Annotated in this window: 13 protein-coding genes; 6 read left to right on the top strand and 7 right to left on the bottom strand. The window is 71.9% G+C overall.

Annotated features, from left to right (window positions below):
- Nucleotides 1–86 precede the first annotated feature (86 nt).
- The 3 genes from ACZ4TR_RS29400 to ACZ4TR_RS29390 form a co-directional block, all read right to left on the bottom strand.
- The gene (locus ACZ4TR_RS29400) at nt 87–1,004 is read right to left on the bottom strand and encodes an ABC transporter substrate-binding protein (RefSeq protein WP_465290311.1); all 918 of its coding nucleotides are present in this window, start codon (nt 1,002–1,004) and stop codon (nt 87–89) included.
- Between the two features lie 74 nt (nt 1,005–1,078).
- Nucleotides 1,079–2,368, bottom strand: a complete 1,290-nt coding sequence (locus ACZ4TR_RS29395; RefSeq protein WP_465290310.1) for an LLM class flavin-dependent oxidoreductase — start codon at nt 2,366–2,368, stop codon at nt 1,079–1,081.
- Entirely contained in the window at nt 2,365–3,501 is a 1,137-nt protein-coding gene (locus ACZ4TR_RS29390) for an LLM class flavin-dependent oxidoreductase (RefSeq protein WP_465290308.1), read from the bottom strand. The genes ACZ4TR_RS29395 and ACZ4TR_RS29390 overlap by 4 nt, the downstream gene beginning before the upstream one ends.
- A 230-nt stretch (nt 3,502–3,731) precedes the next feature.
- On the opposite strand from ACZ4TR_RS29390, the gene ACZ4TR_RS29385 reads away from it, so the two are divergent.
- Both ACZ4TR_RS29385 and ACZ4TR_RS29380 read left to right on the top strand, forming a co-directional pair.
- Entirely contained in the window at nt 3,732–4,322 is a 591-nt protein-coding gene (locus ACZ4TR_RS29385; protein ID WP_465290306.1) for an RNA polymerase sigma factor, read from the top strand.
- Complete coding sequence (locus ACZ4TR_RS29380; RefSeq protein ID WP_465290304.1) at nt 4,315–5,193, top strand: CU044_5270 family protein; 879 nt, start codon at nt 4,315–4,317, stop codon at nt 5,191–5,193. The genes ACZ4TR_RS29385 and ACZ4TR_RS29380 overlap by 8 nt, the downstream gene beginning before the upstream one ends.
- Before the next feature lie 2 nt (nt 5,194–5,195).
- On the opposite strand, the gene ACZ4TR_RS29375 is transcribed toward ACZ4TR_RS29380, so the two are convergent.
- Both ACZ4TR_RS29375 and ACZ4TR_RS29370 read right to left on the bottom strand, forming a co-directional pair.
- Nucleotides 5,196–5,885 carry a nitroreductase gene (locus ACZ4TR_RS29375; protein ID WP_465290302.1) on the bottom strand — a complete coding sequence of 230 codons (690 nt, stop codon included), beginning with the start codon at nt 5,883–5,885 and terminating at the stop codon, nt 5,196–5,198.
- On the bottom strand, nt 5,882–6,391 hold the full coding sequence (locus ACZ4TR_RS29370) for a DUF4863 family protein (protein WP_465290300.1): 510 nt from the start codon (nt 6,389–6,391) through the stop codon (nt 5,882–5,884). Before ACZ4TR_RS29370 ends, ACZ4TR_RS29375 begins: the two co-directional genes overlap by 4 nt.
- Nucleotides 6,392–6,498: 107 nt before the next feature.
- Between ACZ4TR_RS29370 and ACZ4TR_RS29365 the strand changes: the two genes are divergently transcribed.
- Both ACZ4TR_RS29365 and ACZ4TR_RS29360 read left to right on the top strand, forming a co-directional pair.
- Nucleotides 6,499–7,140, top strand: coding sequence for a TetR/AcrR family transcriptional regulator (locus ACZ4TR_RS29365; RefSeq protein WP_465290298.1), 642 nt, complete (start codon nt 6,499–6,501; stop codon nt 7,138–7,140).
- Between the two features lie 45 nt (nt 7,141–7,185).
- On the top strand, nt 7,186–8,064 hold the full coding sequence (locus ACZ4TR_RS29360) for a S1 family peptidase (protein WP_465290296.1): 879 nt from the start codon (nt 7,186–7,188) through the stop codon (nt 8,062–8,064).
- An 18-nt stretch (nt 8,065–8,082) separates the two neighbouring features.
- On the opposite strand, the gene ACZ4TR_RS29355 is transcribed toward ACZ4TR_RS29360, so the two are convergent.
- The gene (locus ACZ4TR_RS29355) at nt 8,083–8,463 is read right to left on the bottom strand and encodes an ATP-binding protein (protein WP_465290294.1); all 381 of its coding nucleotides are present in this window, start codon (nt 8,461–8,463) and stop codon (nt 8,083–8,085) included.
- A 221-nt stretch (nt 8,464–8,684) separates the two neighbouring features.
- On the opposite strand from ACZ4TR_RS29355, the gene ACZ4TR_RS29350 reads away from it, so the two are divergent.
- Nucleotides 8,685–8,924: a hypothetical protein gene (locus ACZ4TR_RS29350; RefSeq protein WP_465290292.1), complete on the top strand. Its 240-nt coding sequence runs from the start codon at nt 8,685–8,687 to the stop codon at nt 8,922–8,924.
- A gap of 72 nt (nt 8,925–8,996) precedes the next feature.
- Nucleotides 8,997–10,142, top strand: a complete 1,146-nt coding sequence (locus ACZ4TR_RS29345) for an NAD(P)/FAD-dependent oxidoreductase (RefSeq protein ID WP_465290290.1) — start codon at nt 8,997–8,999, stop codon at nt 10,140–10,142.
- A gap of 29 nt (nt 10,143–10,171) precedes the next feature.
- On the opposite strand, the gene ACZ4TR_RS29340 is transcribed toward ACZ4TR_RS29345, so the two are convergent.
- The gene (locus ACZ4TR_RS29340; protein WP_465290288.1) at nt 10,172–13,867 is read right to left on the bottom strand and encodes a CARDB domain-containing protein; all 3,696 of its coding nucleotides are present in this window, start codon (nt 13,865–13,867) and stop codon (nt 10,172–10,174) included.
- Nucleotides 13,868–13,912 lie beyond the last annotated feature (45 nt).

Here is a 13,912-nt window from a genome sequence, read left to right as displayed (position 1 = left end):
GCGGCAGCACCCCCCACGCGAAGGTGAACCTGGTGGGCGACTCCTCCGCCGCCCCCCCCCCCCCCCCCCCCCCCCCGGGCCCCGCGTCAGACCAGGCCCTGCTGCGCCAGCCAGTCCTTCGCCACGTCCGCGGCCTTCTCGCCGTCGGAGTCGACGCGCTTGTTCAGGTCGCGCATCCCTTCCGTCGTGAGCTTCGCGCTCACCGCGTTGACGGCGGCTGCGAAGTCCGCCCCGCGCTCGTCGAGGACCTTCTTGGTCACCGCCGGGACCACGTTCTCGGTCGGCACCATGGCCAGGTCGTCCTTCAGCGCGACATACTTCGGGTCGCCGGCCTGCGGGCTCACCGAGTCGACCGGGATGACCGTGACGGCCCCGGAGTCGAGCTGCTGCACCCGCGGCCCGAGCTCCTGGACGGTCTGGAACGTCGCGTTCGTCAGCTTGTAGACGTCCGTGAGGCCCTTGAAGCACGTCAACCGCTTCTCGCACTCCGGGCCACCGGCCAGGACGACCTTGTCGAGCTTCTTCAGGTCGCTGATGGTCGCGAGGCCCTTCGACTGCGCGAGGTCGGCCTTGACGATGTAGGTGTTCTTGTCTTCCGCCGCGGCGTAGTCCAGCAGCGAGACACCGCTGGGCTCGAGCAGCTTGGCCAGCTGCTCGTGCTCGCCCTTGGCGTCCTTCACCGGGTCCGCGCCGAACCCGGCGGCGATCGCCGAGCCCTGGTACTCCGGGATGAACTGCAGCTCACCGGACTTCAGCGACGGGTAGATCAGCTCCCGCGAGCCCAGGTTCAGCTTGCGCGTCACCGGGTAGCCCTTGGCCTCCAGCGCCTGCGCGTAGATCTCGGCGAGGATCTGGCTGTCGGTGAAGTTGAAGGACGCGACGACGATCGGCGCCCCGCCCTTGCCCGCCGCGGCGGGCTTGTCGTCCCCGCCGCCGCACGCCGTCAGGCCCAGAGCGGCCACCGCCACCAGCGCGGCCACTCGGATGTTCCGGGTCCAGCCCACGTCCCACACTCCTCAGTCAAGATCGGACGGTCAGGACCCTAGCCAGCCCCACCGACAGAAACCACATACCGGGATCACGACGCGAGGTGCTCACGCAGCGTCGAGCCGGTGTATTCGGTCCGGTACCGGCCCTTGCGCTGCAGGATCGGCACGACGTGGTCGACGAACGCGGTCAGTTCGTACGGCAGCGTCGAGCCCATGATGGTGAACCCGTCGACGGCGCCGGCGTCCTGCCAGGTGAGCACGTGGTCGGCGAGCTGCTCGGGCGTGCCGACGAAGTGGACCTGCCCCGCTCCCCCGGTGATCGCCGCCGCGATCTCGCGCAGCGGAGCTTCGGGACGCTCTCGCGCGGCCGCGGCCAGCTGCTGCAGGCGGCTCGATCCGCCTTCGGCCCGCAGCTCGGCGGGCAGCGGGGCGTCCGGGTCGAACGCGTCCGGGTCGAGCCCGGCCGTGTACAGCGCGTTCTGCCAGCGGAACTCCGGGCTGGCCAGGTCTTCGAGCCGCTTCGCCCGGGCCTTCGCCTCGGCCTCGGTGCCGCCCAGGGTCACCATCAGCGCGGGCAGGACGCGCACCCGCGAGGGATCCCGGCCGGCCGCGACGACCTGGGCGTCCAGCTCGGCGCGGAACTTCACCGCGGCTTCCAGCGACGGCGGGCCGGAGAACACCAGCTCCGCGTACCGGGCCGCGAGCCCGATCCCGGCGGCCGACTGTCCCGCCTGGACGAGCACCGGACGCCCCTGCGGCGACCGCGGGAACGGCAGCACGCCTTCGACGTCGTAGAAGCGGCCGTGGAACCGCGGCGCGTGCAGCTTGGCGCGGTCGGCCCAGACGCCGTTCTCGCGGTCGCCGACGATCGCGTCGTCGTCCCAGCTGTCCCACGCGCGGGTGACGACGTCGACGAACTCGTGGGCGCGCTCGTACCGGTCGGCGTGGTCGGGATGGGCCTTCTCGCCGAAGTTCGCCGCGGCGAGCGGGGTGATCGTCGTGACGATGTTCCAGCCAGCCCGGCCGCCGCTGAGGTGGTCCAGCGTGGCGAACCGGCGCGCGAGCTCCCACGGCTTGTTGTAGGTCGTCGACCCCGTCCCGATCAGGCCGATCTTCTCGGTGACCGCGGCCAGGGCCGACAGCACCGAGATCGGGTCGAACTGCGTCTGCGGCAGGTGGGTGACGCGGTATTCGGCGATGGCGATGTTGTCGGCGAGGAAGATCGAGTCCATCAGGCCGCGCTCGGCGGTCCGCGCGATGCCCGCGTAGTACGGCAGCCCGAGCACGCCGCGGACGTCGTCCTCGACGACCCGCCACGCGGACTCGTGGTAGCCGTTCGGCCAGATGAAAGCGTTGAAGTGCAGGGAATCTGCGGTCACAGCGCGGCTCCTTCGATGGTGCTCGCCGCGTCGGCGGCGGTGCGGCCGTGGACGGCGGGGCGGCCGCCGTACGGGTCCTGGCCGGTCCAGAGTGCCGTGGGCGCGGCCGCGCGCACCACGGGCACGACTTCGGTGGCGAAGCGTTCGAGCATCGCGAGCTGCTGCTCGTGCGGGATCATCGTGGGCAGGCTGAAGGACTGGAGGTCGTGCCCGAACGCCTCGTGCCACCACAGGATCTTCTCGGCGATCTGCTGCGGGCTGCCGACCAGCACCGGCCCGCGCGCGATCGCGTCGTCGATGGTCGGGAACTCCATCGCGTTGCCCGGCGTGTGGTTCCCCGGCTGGTTGAAGAACTCGACGATCTTTTCGTAGGTGGGGCCGAACGCCTCCCGCGCTTCCTGCGTCGTGTCGGCCAGGTACAGGAAGCCCGCCCCGGCGCCGACGAAGGCGAACCGCGGATCGTGGCCGTGCTCGGCGTACCGCTTGCGGTAGTGCTCGATCAGCACCGTGTAGTTGTCGCGCGGCTGGATGGCGTTGGCCGAGAAGAGCGGATCCCCCCATTCGGCCGCCAGCTCGGCCGAGGTCAGCGTGGTCGCCGAGCCGTGCCAGATCCGCGGCGCGCCGGCGAACGGGCGCGGCAGGCTGGTCACTGCGTCCAGCGGGCCGCGGAAGCGTCCCTCCCAGGTGACGTCCTCCTCGCGCCAGAGCCGGCGCAGCAGCCGGTACTTCTCGGCGAGCGCGTCCCACTGGTCGCCGTTCGCGATGCCGAACATCGGCAGCTGGCGCAGCTCGTTGCCCTTGCCGATCACCAGCTCCAGCCGGCCGCGCGAGAGCTGGTCGACCGTGGCGTAGTCCTCCGCCACCCGCAGCGGGTCGTGGACGGACAGGACCGAGACGCCGGTCTGGATCCGGACCCGGCTCGTCGTCGCGGCGATCGCGCCCAGCAGCACGGTGACGCCGCTGCTCAGGAAGTGGCCGGCGTGGCGTTCCCCGAGCGCGACGGCGTCGAACCCGAACTCCTCCGCGTGGCGCGCCGAGGTCAGCGCCTGCGCGAAGCGCTCGTCGGTGCGGACCCGGCGACCGGTCACCGGGTCGGTCAGGTGGGGCAGGATGTCCAGAACCTGGAATCTCATGGGGGTGGGCTCCGTGCTGTCCGGGCTCGCGCCGGCTCCGACTGGGGTCAACCGGATCTTCGCGAAGCTATTCCCGGGCGCACCCGTGTTCCACATGGTGAACGCCACGGGGGCAAGGCACCCCGTCCGCACAGCGTCCGTGACCTGAGTCACGTTGATCGTCCTTCCCGGAACCCGTTCCCGGGCCGGTGAGAACAGGGAATGACACTGGGCGGAGCGAGAGGCGGGCGATGACCCCGGAAGACACCGAAGCCGACGACGACGCGAGCGTGATCGCGCGGTCGCGGCGGGAGCCGAGCCTGTTCGCGGTCATCTTCGACCGCCATTCCCGGCACATCCACCGCTACCTCGTCCGGCGCCTGGGCCCGACCGCGGCGGACGACGTCCTCGCGGACACCTTCCTCATCGCGTTCGCCAAGCGCGCGAAGTTCGACCCGGCCCGGCCGGACGCGCGGCCGTGGCTCTACGGCATCGCCACGAACCTCGTCTCGCGGCAGTGGCGGACGGAGGTGCGGGAGCTGAAGCTCCGCCTGGCCGTCGGGCCGCCGGCCGTGGACGGCGGCCACGCCGATCGGGTCGCCGAGCAGGTCAGCGCCGAAGCACTGGGCCCCGACCTCGACCGGGCCCTGGCGACGCTGCGCCCCCGCGAGCGGGACGTCCTGCTGCTCGTCGCCGCGGAAGGGCTGGGCTACCAGGAAGTCGCCGAAGCACTGGGCATCCCCGTCGGCACCGTGAAATCGCGGCTCAGCCGCGCCCGCACCCGCGTCCGCGCCGAGCTCGGCGCGCTCGACCTCGCGAAGGAGACCTCCGGTCATGGATGAACTCGACCTGATCCGCGAGCGCGCGGAAGCCGTCGGCTTCGCGCCGGCGGAGCACCTCAGCCCGGCCCGGGAGCGGCTGCTGGCCGCGGCGCGCGGTGACCGGCCGCACCGGTCCCGGCGCTGGTTCTGGGCCGCCGGCGCCTCGATCGGCCTGGCCGCGGCGATCACCGCGGTCGTGGCGCTCGCCCCGGCCGAGCAGGTGGGCATCGGCGTCGGCGTCGCGCACGCCGACCCGGTCAAGGTGCTGACCGAAGCGGCGAGCACCGCCCTCAAGGAGCCGGCCAAGCCGCCGCGCCCCGACCAGTTCCTGTACGTGAAGACCGAATACGCCATTCCCCCCAACCGCGAGGTCTGGCTCTCGGTCGACGGCACCCGCGACAGCCTGATCGGCAGCATCAAGGAAGGTGGCTGCCGCAACGGCAAAGCGCCGATGTACGGCACGAACGACCCGCGCGCGGAAGGGACGCTCCAGGACTGCGTACCCCAGCCGGTCTACCGGACGGACCTGCCGACGACCGCCGACGCGATGCTGGCCTACCTCTACGCGAAGGAGGCCGATCGCGACGGCCGGGCCACCTACATCGGCAAGGCCGTCTACGGCCTCGCCTGTGAGCAGGCCCTCCAGCCGGCGTCCTACGCGGCGCTGTTCGAGGCGGCGGCGAGGGTGCCGGGTCTGACGGCCCTGGACCACGTCACCGACGGCGCCGGCCGGCCGGGCGTCGGGATCAGGTTTCCGGTGCCGGCAGGCTCCTCACCGAAGGCGCAGCCGATCGTGCTGGTCTTCGACGCCACGACGTACCAGTTCCTGGGTACCGAGGACAGCGCCGTGACCGTGAAGACCTACGTCGACGAGGTGGGGCAGCGCCCCTGAGCTCAGGCCGGGTCTTCGTGGAAGGTCGCGAACGCCGACACCGGCTCGCGCGTCGTGCGGTGGTCGCTCAGCCGGTGGTCCTCGTCCGCGTACCCGAGCGCCACTCCGCAGACGATCACGTGGTCGCCGGGCACCCGCAGGTGCCGGCGCAGGACCGGGTGGTAGTCGATCAGCGACGCCTGCGCGCACGTGTGCAGCCCGGCTCCGCGCGCCGCCAGCATCAGCCCCTGCAGGAACAGGCCCGCGTCGACCAGCGCGCCCTGCAGGGGCAGCCGGCTGACCGTCAGGACCATGCCGACCGGCGCGCCGAAGAAGTCGTAGTTGCGCCGGTGGTGGCCGAGGCGGCCGGCCGTGTCGCCGGGCTCGATGCCGAGCGCGTCCCGGTACAGCCCTTCGCCGAAGCGGCGGCGGCGCGACCGGAACGGCTCGGGCCACCGGTCCGCGCCGGGCTGGTAGGCGAACTCCCCCGCCGAGCGGCGGCCTTCGTCGTGCGCGCACAGCAGGTCCGCGCTCAGGGCCCGCTTCGCCGCGCCGGTCAGCACGTGCACCCGCCACGGCTGGCTGTTGGAGTTGCTGGCCGACCGCGCCGCCAGGTCCAGCAGCCGCTCGAGTACCGCGCGGGGCACCGGGTCCGGCCGGAACGCCCGGCAGCTGCGGCGGGTCAGCAGCGCCTCCTCGACGGTGGTGCTCACTCGGCCGGCGGGGTGATGTCGTAGGAGATCCGGCCCGCCGGCAGGTAGAAGAGGGCGATCAGGGCGCCGCCCTTGACCTCCGGGTAGTGGTGGCTGCCCGGGCCCGGCGCGGTCCAGCCCGGGCCGCTCCAGCCGCGCGGGCCCATCAGCTGGGCGCCGGGGTCGAGCGGCACCACCAGGTTGAGCTCGCCGTACGGGTGCTGGTGGTACTGCCCGCGGTAGGGCTCGACGCTGTCCATGTAGACGGCCGTGACGCTGAAGTAGCTGAGGACGTCCTGGGGGTCGGCGATCCGGCTGCGCCGGTACTTCGGGCCGTCCACCTCGATGTTCGCCGCCCAGCCGGCCCGGACGCCGTCGGTGATCATCCGGGCGAGGTCGTCGTAGAGCGGGCTGCCGGGGCCGTGGTGCTCGTTGAGCCAGGTCTCCAGCTCCCCGCCCGCGGTCCGGTTCTTGACGGCGTCGAGGAACGGGACGCTCCGGTCGATCAGCTCCTGGGCGGTGGTCATGGTGGGCTCCTTCCGGTCGGTGGTCCGAAGGTAAGCCGATGTTTCATTACAGTCAAGTATCGTAACTTAACAGCCAGGTATCGTAACGAATCCGCTAGGCTCCTCCCATGGCGCGAGCAGGCGAAGAAGCGACGACCGGCGAGGCGGCGCCCCGGCCGGGGGGCCGCCCCCGCGACGCCGCGCTCGACGAGGCGATCATCCTGGCCACCCGGAACCGGCTGGTCCGCGACGGCTACTCGCTCATGACCATCGGCGACATCGCCTCGGACGCTAAGGTCAGCCGCCCGACGCTGTACCGGCGGTGGAGCACCAAGTTCGACCTCGTCGTCGACGCGCTGGACTACGGCTTCCGCAAGCAGCGGGACATGTACGCCGTCGACCTGAGCAGCATGGCGCCGCGGGAAGCGCTCGTCGAAGCCGTCCGCCGGCTGGATCCCGCGTACTTCAACCCGGACGCCATGGTCCTCATGGGCAACTTCGCCGGCGAGGCCATCCGGACGCCGGAACTGCTCGGGATCCTGCGCGAGCACGCCGTCGAACCGCGGGTCACGCTCGTCGAGAACGTGCTGACGCAGCTGCAGGACAGCGGCGCGGTGCGGGACGACATCGACAAGCACACCATCGCGACGATGTGCTTCGGCAGCTACTTCGCCGCCTTCTACCGGGGGGAAAGCCGGGACGAACTCCCCGAAGCGGTCGTTTCGGTGCTGTGGCCGGCGATCGCGAAGGCAGCGGGCAAGCGCAAATGAGGTCCCCGCACAACCAAACCGGGCTCTCATCCGTGCATTAAGAGTGTGAGGACGACTTCGGATCGACGGCGCCGCTTCCGCGCGCGGGCGGTGGCCGTCGCGGTGCTGGTGGGGGCCGGTATCGCGTTCGCCAACGCCGCCATCGGCGCGCCGGCCGGGCCCGCGCTGGCCGCGGCGCTCGGCGGGCACAGCCTGCCCGACACCACCGCACTGGGCCGTGACCCGGCGCCCGCGCCGCCGGCTTCGGCGACGCCCGCGCCGAACCCGGTTTTGCCGTTCAACGCGAAACTGACGTCGGACGACATCCCGGTCGCCGGCGGCGGCGTGCGCGACGGCGCCTGCAGCGGCTCCCTGGTGGCGCCGCAGTGGGTCGTCACGGCCGGGCACTGCTTCCACGACCTCAAGGACGCGCGGATCGGCGGCCGGCCGCCGTACACGATGACCGTGACCATCGGGCGGCTCAAGGACAGCGACCCCGGCGGGCACACGGCGGTGGTCGTCGACGTCCGCCAGTCGCCGGTCAACGACCTGGCGGTGGCGAAGCTCAGCGCGCCGGTGGACGACATCACCCCGGTGGAGCTGGCCACGAAACGCCCGTCGGTCGGCGAGGAGCTGCAGTTCGCCGGCTGGGGCTCGCACTCGGCGACCGTGCTCGGCCCGTCCGACCACCTCAAACGCGGGCGGTTCCGGGTTTCGGGCATCGCCTCCTCGACCCTGGAGGCCCTGCCGATCGGCACGCGCACGGTGGACAACGGCCCCTGCCCGGAAGACTCGGGCGGTCCGTTCTTCGTCTCGGACGACGGCGACCGAACCGGGCGCCTGGTGGCGATCGTGAACACCGGGCCGCCGTGCCCCCAGCCCGGCGCGGAGACGATCGCCCGGGTCGACGTGGTGGCCGGCTGGATCCGCGAGCAGACCGGCTGAACCGAGGCCGGGCCCGGCTCACGACGCGAGCGGGATCTCCGCCCACACGGTCTTGCCGCCGTCGCGGCGGTGGAAGTGCCCGCGCCGGTCGGAACACGCGGCCACCAGGGTGAGCCCGGTGCCCGCCGGGGCGGCGTCGGGCACGACCGGGTCGAACCACGCGGACCCGCCGGCGTCCTCCACCCCGACCCACACCGCGGCGTCCGCGCAGATCAGCAGCGCCCGCAGGGGCCCGGTGGCGTGCCGGACGGCGTTCGTCGCCAGCTCACCGGTGATCAGCACGACGTCCGCGGCCACGTCGGCCGGCACGTCGGTCACGGCCAGCTGCTCACGCACCCACGACCGCACCAGCCGGATCTGCGCCGGCTCCGCCTCGAACTCGAAACTTTCCCGCGTCATGTCTTCGGCACCTCCCCCAGAACGGTTCCCCCACGACCCGTGGATGACCGGGACCGGAGATCGTTACACCTGGATTAGCGCGAACGGACGCACCCGTTCACCACTCGTCTGCCATTGGCCGGGCCATTCCGGCCGTTCACCGCACCCGGGGGCGCCGGGCTGTTACAGATCACGGCCGGTACGCGACATCACCGTCGAGCATCACAGGGAGAGCGAGGTCGATGACGGGCGAACGACGAGTGCGGCTGCGGTTGGGCACCCGCGCGGTCTCGGTCCCCGCCGGGCACAGCCGTGAAGTGCTGGAATACGCCGGGGTGACCGTCCTGCGCGTCGAAGACGGCGAATCCGTCGAGCAGACGTGGGTCCCGGTCGGCACGTGCCCGAGCTACGCCGACGACGAGGCACTCATCGCCGCCTGGCACGCGGCCCTGCAGTGGTCGCGGACGCCCACCGGCGCGTGAGCTGAACCACAGCTGTCACACCGCCAGGGCGCGCGGTGTCTCCATGCCGAACCCGGCAGCGAAGGAGACACCATGAACGAGCTCACCCAGGTCGTCGTGATCGGCGGCGGTTACGCCGGCGTCATGGCCGCCAACCGCCTGACCCGGCGCGACGACGTCACCGTCACCCTGGTCAACCCACGCCCGCACTTCGTCGAGCGGATCCGCCTGCACCAGCTCGCCGCCGGCTCCGGCGACGCGGCCGTGGCCTACCGCGACGTCCTGGCCGCGCGCGTCCGGCTGGTCGTGGACGGCGTGACCGGGATCGACGCGGCCTCGCGCAGCGTGACGCTGGCGGACGGCGGCGCCCTCGGCTACGACTACCTGATCTACGCCGTGGGCAGCGCCGGCGCGAGCGTGCCCGAATTCGCCTACCCCGTCACGACTTTCGAAGAAGCACGGCGGCTGCGGCCGGTCCTCGACGCCGCGTCCGCGGTGACGGTCGTGGGCGCGGGCCCGGCCGGGATCGAGACCGCGGCCGAACTGGCGGAAGCGGGCCGGACGGTGACGCTGATCTGCGGCGGCCAGCTCGGGCCGTACCTGCACCCGAGCGGCCGGCACGCGGTCGCCGGGCGACTCGCGAAGCTGGGCGTGACCGTCCTCGCCGATGCCGTGGTGAGCGAGGTGACCCGCGACGCCGTGCGGCTCGCCGACGGCCGCGAGCTGCCCAGCCCGATCACGATCTGGACCGCCGGGTTCGGCGTGCCGGACCTGGCCGCGCGCAGCGGGTTGAGCACCGATGCCCTGGGCCGCCTGCGCACCGACGAGACGCTGACGAGCGTGGACGACGACCGGATCGTGGCGGCCGGCGATGCGGCGGCGCCATCGGACCTGCCGTACCGGATGGGCTGCCAGTCGGCGGTCCAGCTCGGCCCGCAGGCCGCCGAGACGGTGCTCAGCCGGCTCGCGGGAGCCCGGCCCGCCCCGGCCGAAGTCGGGTTCGCCGGCCAGTGCCTGAGCCTGGGACGCCGCGCCGGGATCTTCCAGTTCTCCCGCCGCGACGACACGGCGATCCGGCTCCACCTCGGTGGCCGGCTCGGGGCGAAGGTCAAGGAGCTGGTCTGCGCGAGCACCGTCAAGCAGCTGGCGTACGAGGCCCGCAAGCCCGGGGCCCGCAAGTGGTGGGTCACGGACAAGCGCCGGCGGGAACTGCTGCGGGAGCACCTGGTCGACGCGTGAGGAAGGGGGTGCCGAGGCACCCCCTTCCGTCACTTCCCGTTACGCCGGCCGGAGGCGATCACCGCCGGGATCGGAGCGCCGGTGATCACGAACTGCGACCCCGGTTCGATGACGACGTCGCCCTTCGCCGAACCGGAAATCGTCACGTTCGCCAGCGTCGCGCTGCCGCGGGCGCCGCTCATCGCGAGGATCCCGGCGCCGTTGACGGACCGGTCGATCTTGACGTTCGAGATCGCCGCCGTCACCACCCCTCCCCCGGTCTTGAACTGGATGCCGTCGTAGGTCGAATCGTGGATCTCGGTGTCCCGCAGCGTCACCCCCGGGATGTCCTTGCCCTGCGCGAAGAACGTGATCGCGCCGAACTTCTGCTGCTCGCCCCAGAACACGCCGCCGCAGCGGTAGAGGGCGTTGTTCGCGATCGTCGTCTGCCCGGAGAACGGCAGCGGGTCGTGGTCGGTCGCCAGCATGATGCCCGGGTAGTTCATCGTGTCGGACACGAGGTTGTTCTCGATCCGGTTCCCGTACCCGCCGTAGACCGCGATCCCGTTGGCACGCCAGGGAAGCTGGATCGTGTTGTTGGTGAACACGTTGTCGTGCCCGATGTCGGTCGACGGATCCTTCACGTACTGGCTCGCCCACACCGCGAGCGAATCGTCCCCGGTGGTGCGGAAGGACGAGTTGAACACCCGCGAGTTGCGCGTGCCGTTGGCGAAGTTGATGCCGTCGGCGTAGGTGTCGCGGATCCGCATGCCACTGAACTCCAGGCCGTCGGCCGGGCCCCAGAGCTCGGGCTTGTTGCTGTAGTCGCGGCCGACCCACACGCCGACGTTCGCGTGCTCGATCCACACGTTCGAGATCTTCGTGCCGGTGCCGAAGCGGCCGTTGAGCCCGACGCCGCCCTCGGCGTTCCCGTCCCCGCCGCGGATCCGGCCGGACCCGAAGATCGCGATGTCCGAGAGCTGGACGTTCTTGTCGATGTCGAACCCGAAGTTGCCTTCGTGCGGGTGGTTGATGGTGCCCGCGTCCTGCGGCTGGATCAGCGAGTACAGCTGCGAGCGCCACATGCCGGCGCCGCGGATCGTCACGTTCGAGATGCCGACCTGGTTGTACTGGCCGCCGCCGTTGGGCACGGTCGGGTCGTCGGTCAGGATCTTCGCCTCCTGCCGCCACTGGCCTTCCGGGATCCAGACGCAGGCGATCCTGCCGTTCTGGTCGTCGGTGACCGCGCGCTGGATCGCGGGCGCGTCGTCGACGCCGTCGTTCGGCACCGCGCCGTACTCGGTGATCGACGTGCACTCGGCCGGCTTCGGCAGCGCGGGCGCGACCTGTTCGAGGTCGACCAGGTCGATCACGTAGTACGCCGCGTTGTCGCCGTTGTCCCGCTGCAGCTTGAACTTCGTGCCCGGCGGGTAGGACTGGGCCAGCAGGGCGTGCGACTCGTCGAACAGCCGCCGCGCGTCACCCTGCGGCGTGTTCGTCAGGCCTTCGGGGTCGTCGGCGGTGCCGTAGAGCCAGCTGTGCCGGGACGACAGCGTCAGCTTCTGCGCGAAGGTCCCGTTGACGTACAGGCTGAGCGTGTAGTCCTGCCCGCCGCCGGCGGCCGCGTCGGGCACCGAGTTGCGCACCACGATCGAGTTGGCCTGGTTCGTGGAGGTGACCTCGACGTACTGGCCCTGGTTCGCCAGCCGGACGGACTGGCGGCCCGAGGACTCGGTCGCGAAGTTCGTGTGGCCGAACGTGCGCAGCGGGTCGGTCTGCAGCAGTTGTCCTTGGTACTGCGCGGATTCCGCTTCGTATTCGGTGTACGGCACGGCCGCGCCGCGGCCCACCACGATCGCCCGCGCGAGCTCGTTGTTCGACTCGTTGGTCTCGGCGACCGTGTTCGCGGCGTCGGCGGTCGCCGTGAGGGTGGCGCCGCCGCTGGTGGCGGTCCACGTGCCGGAGATCGCGACGTTCGCCGTGGCACCGGCCGCGATCGCGCCGGTGGCGCCGGTCAGCGTGGTGGCGCCGGCGGCCAGCCGGGTCACCGACGTGCCCGAGGCGCTCGTGCCACGATTGTGCACCGCGACGGTGAAGGACACGGCCGTGCCGGCCGCCGGGTTCGGCGGGTTCGACGTGATGCCGGTGACCTCGAGGTCCGGGCCCGGCGCCTGCGCGATCACCAGCGGAGTGGGCGAGGTGAACGTGTTGTTCGTGTCGTCTTGCTCGACGACCGTGCCGGCGGGGTCGACCGTCGCCGACACACTGTAGGAGCCTTGCGGCCGGGTGCCCGCGTTCACGGTCACGGTCGCGGACGCACCCGCGGCGAGGGCGCCGACCGCCGCGGTGCCGACGACGGTCCCGCCCAGGCTGACGTTGACGGTCGTGGCGCCCGAGGCCGCGGTGCCCGCGTTGCGCACCGTCGCGGAAACCGCGAGCTGGCTCGTCTCCGTCGGGTCAGCCGGGGTCCAGGTGGTGCCGGTGACGACGAGGTCCGGGTTCGGCGCCGGGGTGCCGGACACCTGGAACTCCGCGACCTGCGCGCCGGGCGCGCCGGAGTTGGCGGAGAACTGCAGCCGGACGTCCGCCGCGCGGCCGCTGACCGGGACGGTCACCGTGTTCTGGTTGGCCGCGGGGTCGAAGCGGTAGTCGGCGCGGGCCTTGAGGGAGGTGAACGCGGTGGCGCCCTGGTCGCGGCCGAGGACCTCGAAGTTCTGCGTCCGCGCGGCCCACGCCTGGTCGGGGTTGAGCTTCACGACGACCTGGTCGAGGTCGGCGTTCGCGCCGAGCTTGACGGTCAGCGTGCTCGCCTGACCGGAGGCTTCCCAATAGGTAGCGGTGGTGTTGTCGTTCGCGTTCGCGGCGACGAAGGAGAAAACGCTCGACGACGCCTCGATCGGCTGGCCCGCGGCGAGGTTCTGGCCGGCCTGGGTGCCCTGGCGCACGACGTGGTTGCTGTCGGCGGACTCGTGCCCGGCGGCGTCCTTGGCCCGGACGAAGTATTCCACGCGGGTGCCGGCGGGGCGGGTCTCGGAGAAGGTGGTGCCGGTGACCGTGGTGACGGGCGTGCCGTCGCGGTAGACGGTGTAGCCGGTGACGCCGACGTCGTCGGTCGAAGCCGACCACGTCAGCTTGACCTGGCCGGACGCGGGTTCGGTCAGCGTCAGGTTCGCCGGGGCGCTCGGCGCCTGCGTGTCCCCGGTGTCGGGCCCGTAGAGCTCGAACTCCGAGAGCTGCGCGGCCGGCCACTGCGTGTTGGCGGTGACGGTCAGCCGGACGTACCGGGCCGAGGCCGTCACCGGGATGGTGACGGTGTTGGCGCTGGGCGCGAAGGCGTATCCGCTCGACGCGGCGAGGTCGGTGAAGCTCGTGCCGTCGGTGCTGCCGCGCACGGCGAGGGTCTGGGTGCGGGCTTCCCAGGTGGCGGGCAGCTTCAGCACGATCCGTGAGAGGGACTTCGTGGAGCCGAGGTCGGCCTGGAGCCACTGCGGGAAGGCGTTGTTCGCGGATTCCCAGTAGGTGGCCTGGTTCCCGTCGACGGCGTTGGCGACGGGGTAGCCGGGCGTGGCGCTGCTCGCCGACACCGTCCGGGTCAGGGGTACGTCCGCGACGGCGGCTGGGGACGCGGCGGCCGCTTCGGGTGCGCCGGGTGGCCCGCTCGCGGCCGAGGCGAGGGAGAGTCCGGTGACGGACAGTCCCACGGCGAGGAAACCGGCGACGAGCCGGGACAGGCGCGTACGAGTCATGGCGTCTTCTCTTCTTCGAGACGGCGGGGGACGGGAGCCTGAGCC

It is taken from the genome of Amycolatopsis sp. NPDC028719 (genome assembly GCF_055565395.1).
Note: the sequence above shows the minus strand (reverse complement) of the source record. Positions and strands in the feature narration are given on the sequence as shown.

Excerpts from the sequence above, each read along its gene's own strand:
- ACZ4TR_RS29345 (WP_465290290.1), top strand. The coding sequence starts at position 8,997 with ATGAACGAGCTCACCCAGGTCGTCGTGATCGGCGGCGGTTACGCCGGC.
- ACZ4TR_RS29355 (WP_465290294.1), bottom strand. The coding sequence starts at position 8,463 with ATGACGCGGGAAAGTTTCGAGTTCGAGGCGGAGCCGGCGCAGATCCGG.
- ACZ4TR_RS29365 (WP_465290298.1), top strand. The coding sequence starts at position 6,499 with ATGGCGCGAGCAGGCGAAGAAGCGACGACCGGCGAGGCGGCGCCCCGG.
- ACZ4TR_RS29380 (WP_465290304.1), top strand. The coding sequence starts at position 4,315 with ATGGATGAACTCGACCTGATCCGCGAGCGCGCGGAAGCCGTCGGCTTC.
- ACZ4TR_RS29390 (WP_465290308.1), bottom strand. The coding sequence starts at position 3,501 with ATGAGATTCCAGGTTCTGGACATCCTGCCCCACCTGACCGACCCGGTG.
- ACZ4TR_RS29340 (WP_465290288.1), bottom strand. The coding sequence starts at position 13,867 with ATGACTCGTACGCGCCTGTCCCGGCTCGTCGCCGGTTTCCTCGCCGTG.
- ACZ4TR_RS29385 (WP_465290306.1), top strand. The coding sequence starts at position 3,732 with ATGACCCCGGAAGACACCGAAGCCGACGACGACGCGAGCGTGATCGCG.
- ACZ4TR_RS29370 (WP_465290300.1), bottom strand. The coding sequence starts at position 6,391 with ATGACCACCGCCCAGGAGCTGATCGACCGGAGCGTCCCGTTCCTCGAC.
- ACZ4TR_RS29350 (WP_465290292.1), top strand. The coding sequence starts at position 8,685 with ATGACGGGCGAACGACGAGTGCGGCTGCGGTTGGGCACCCGCGCGGTC.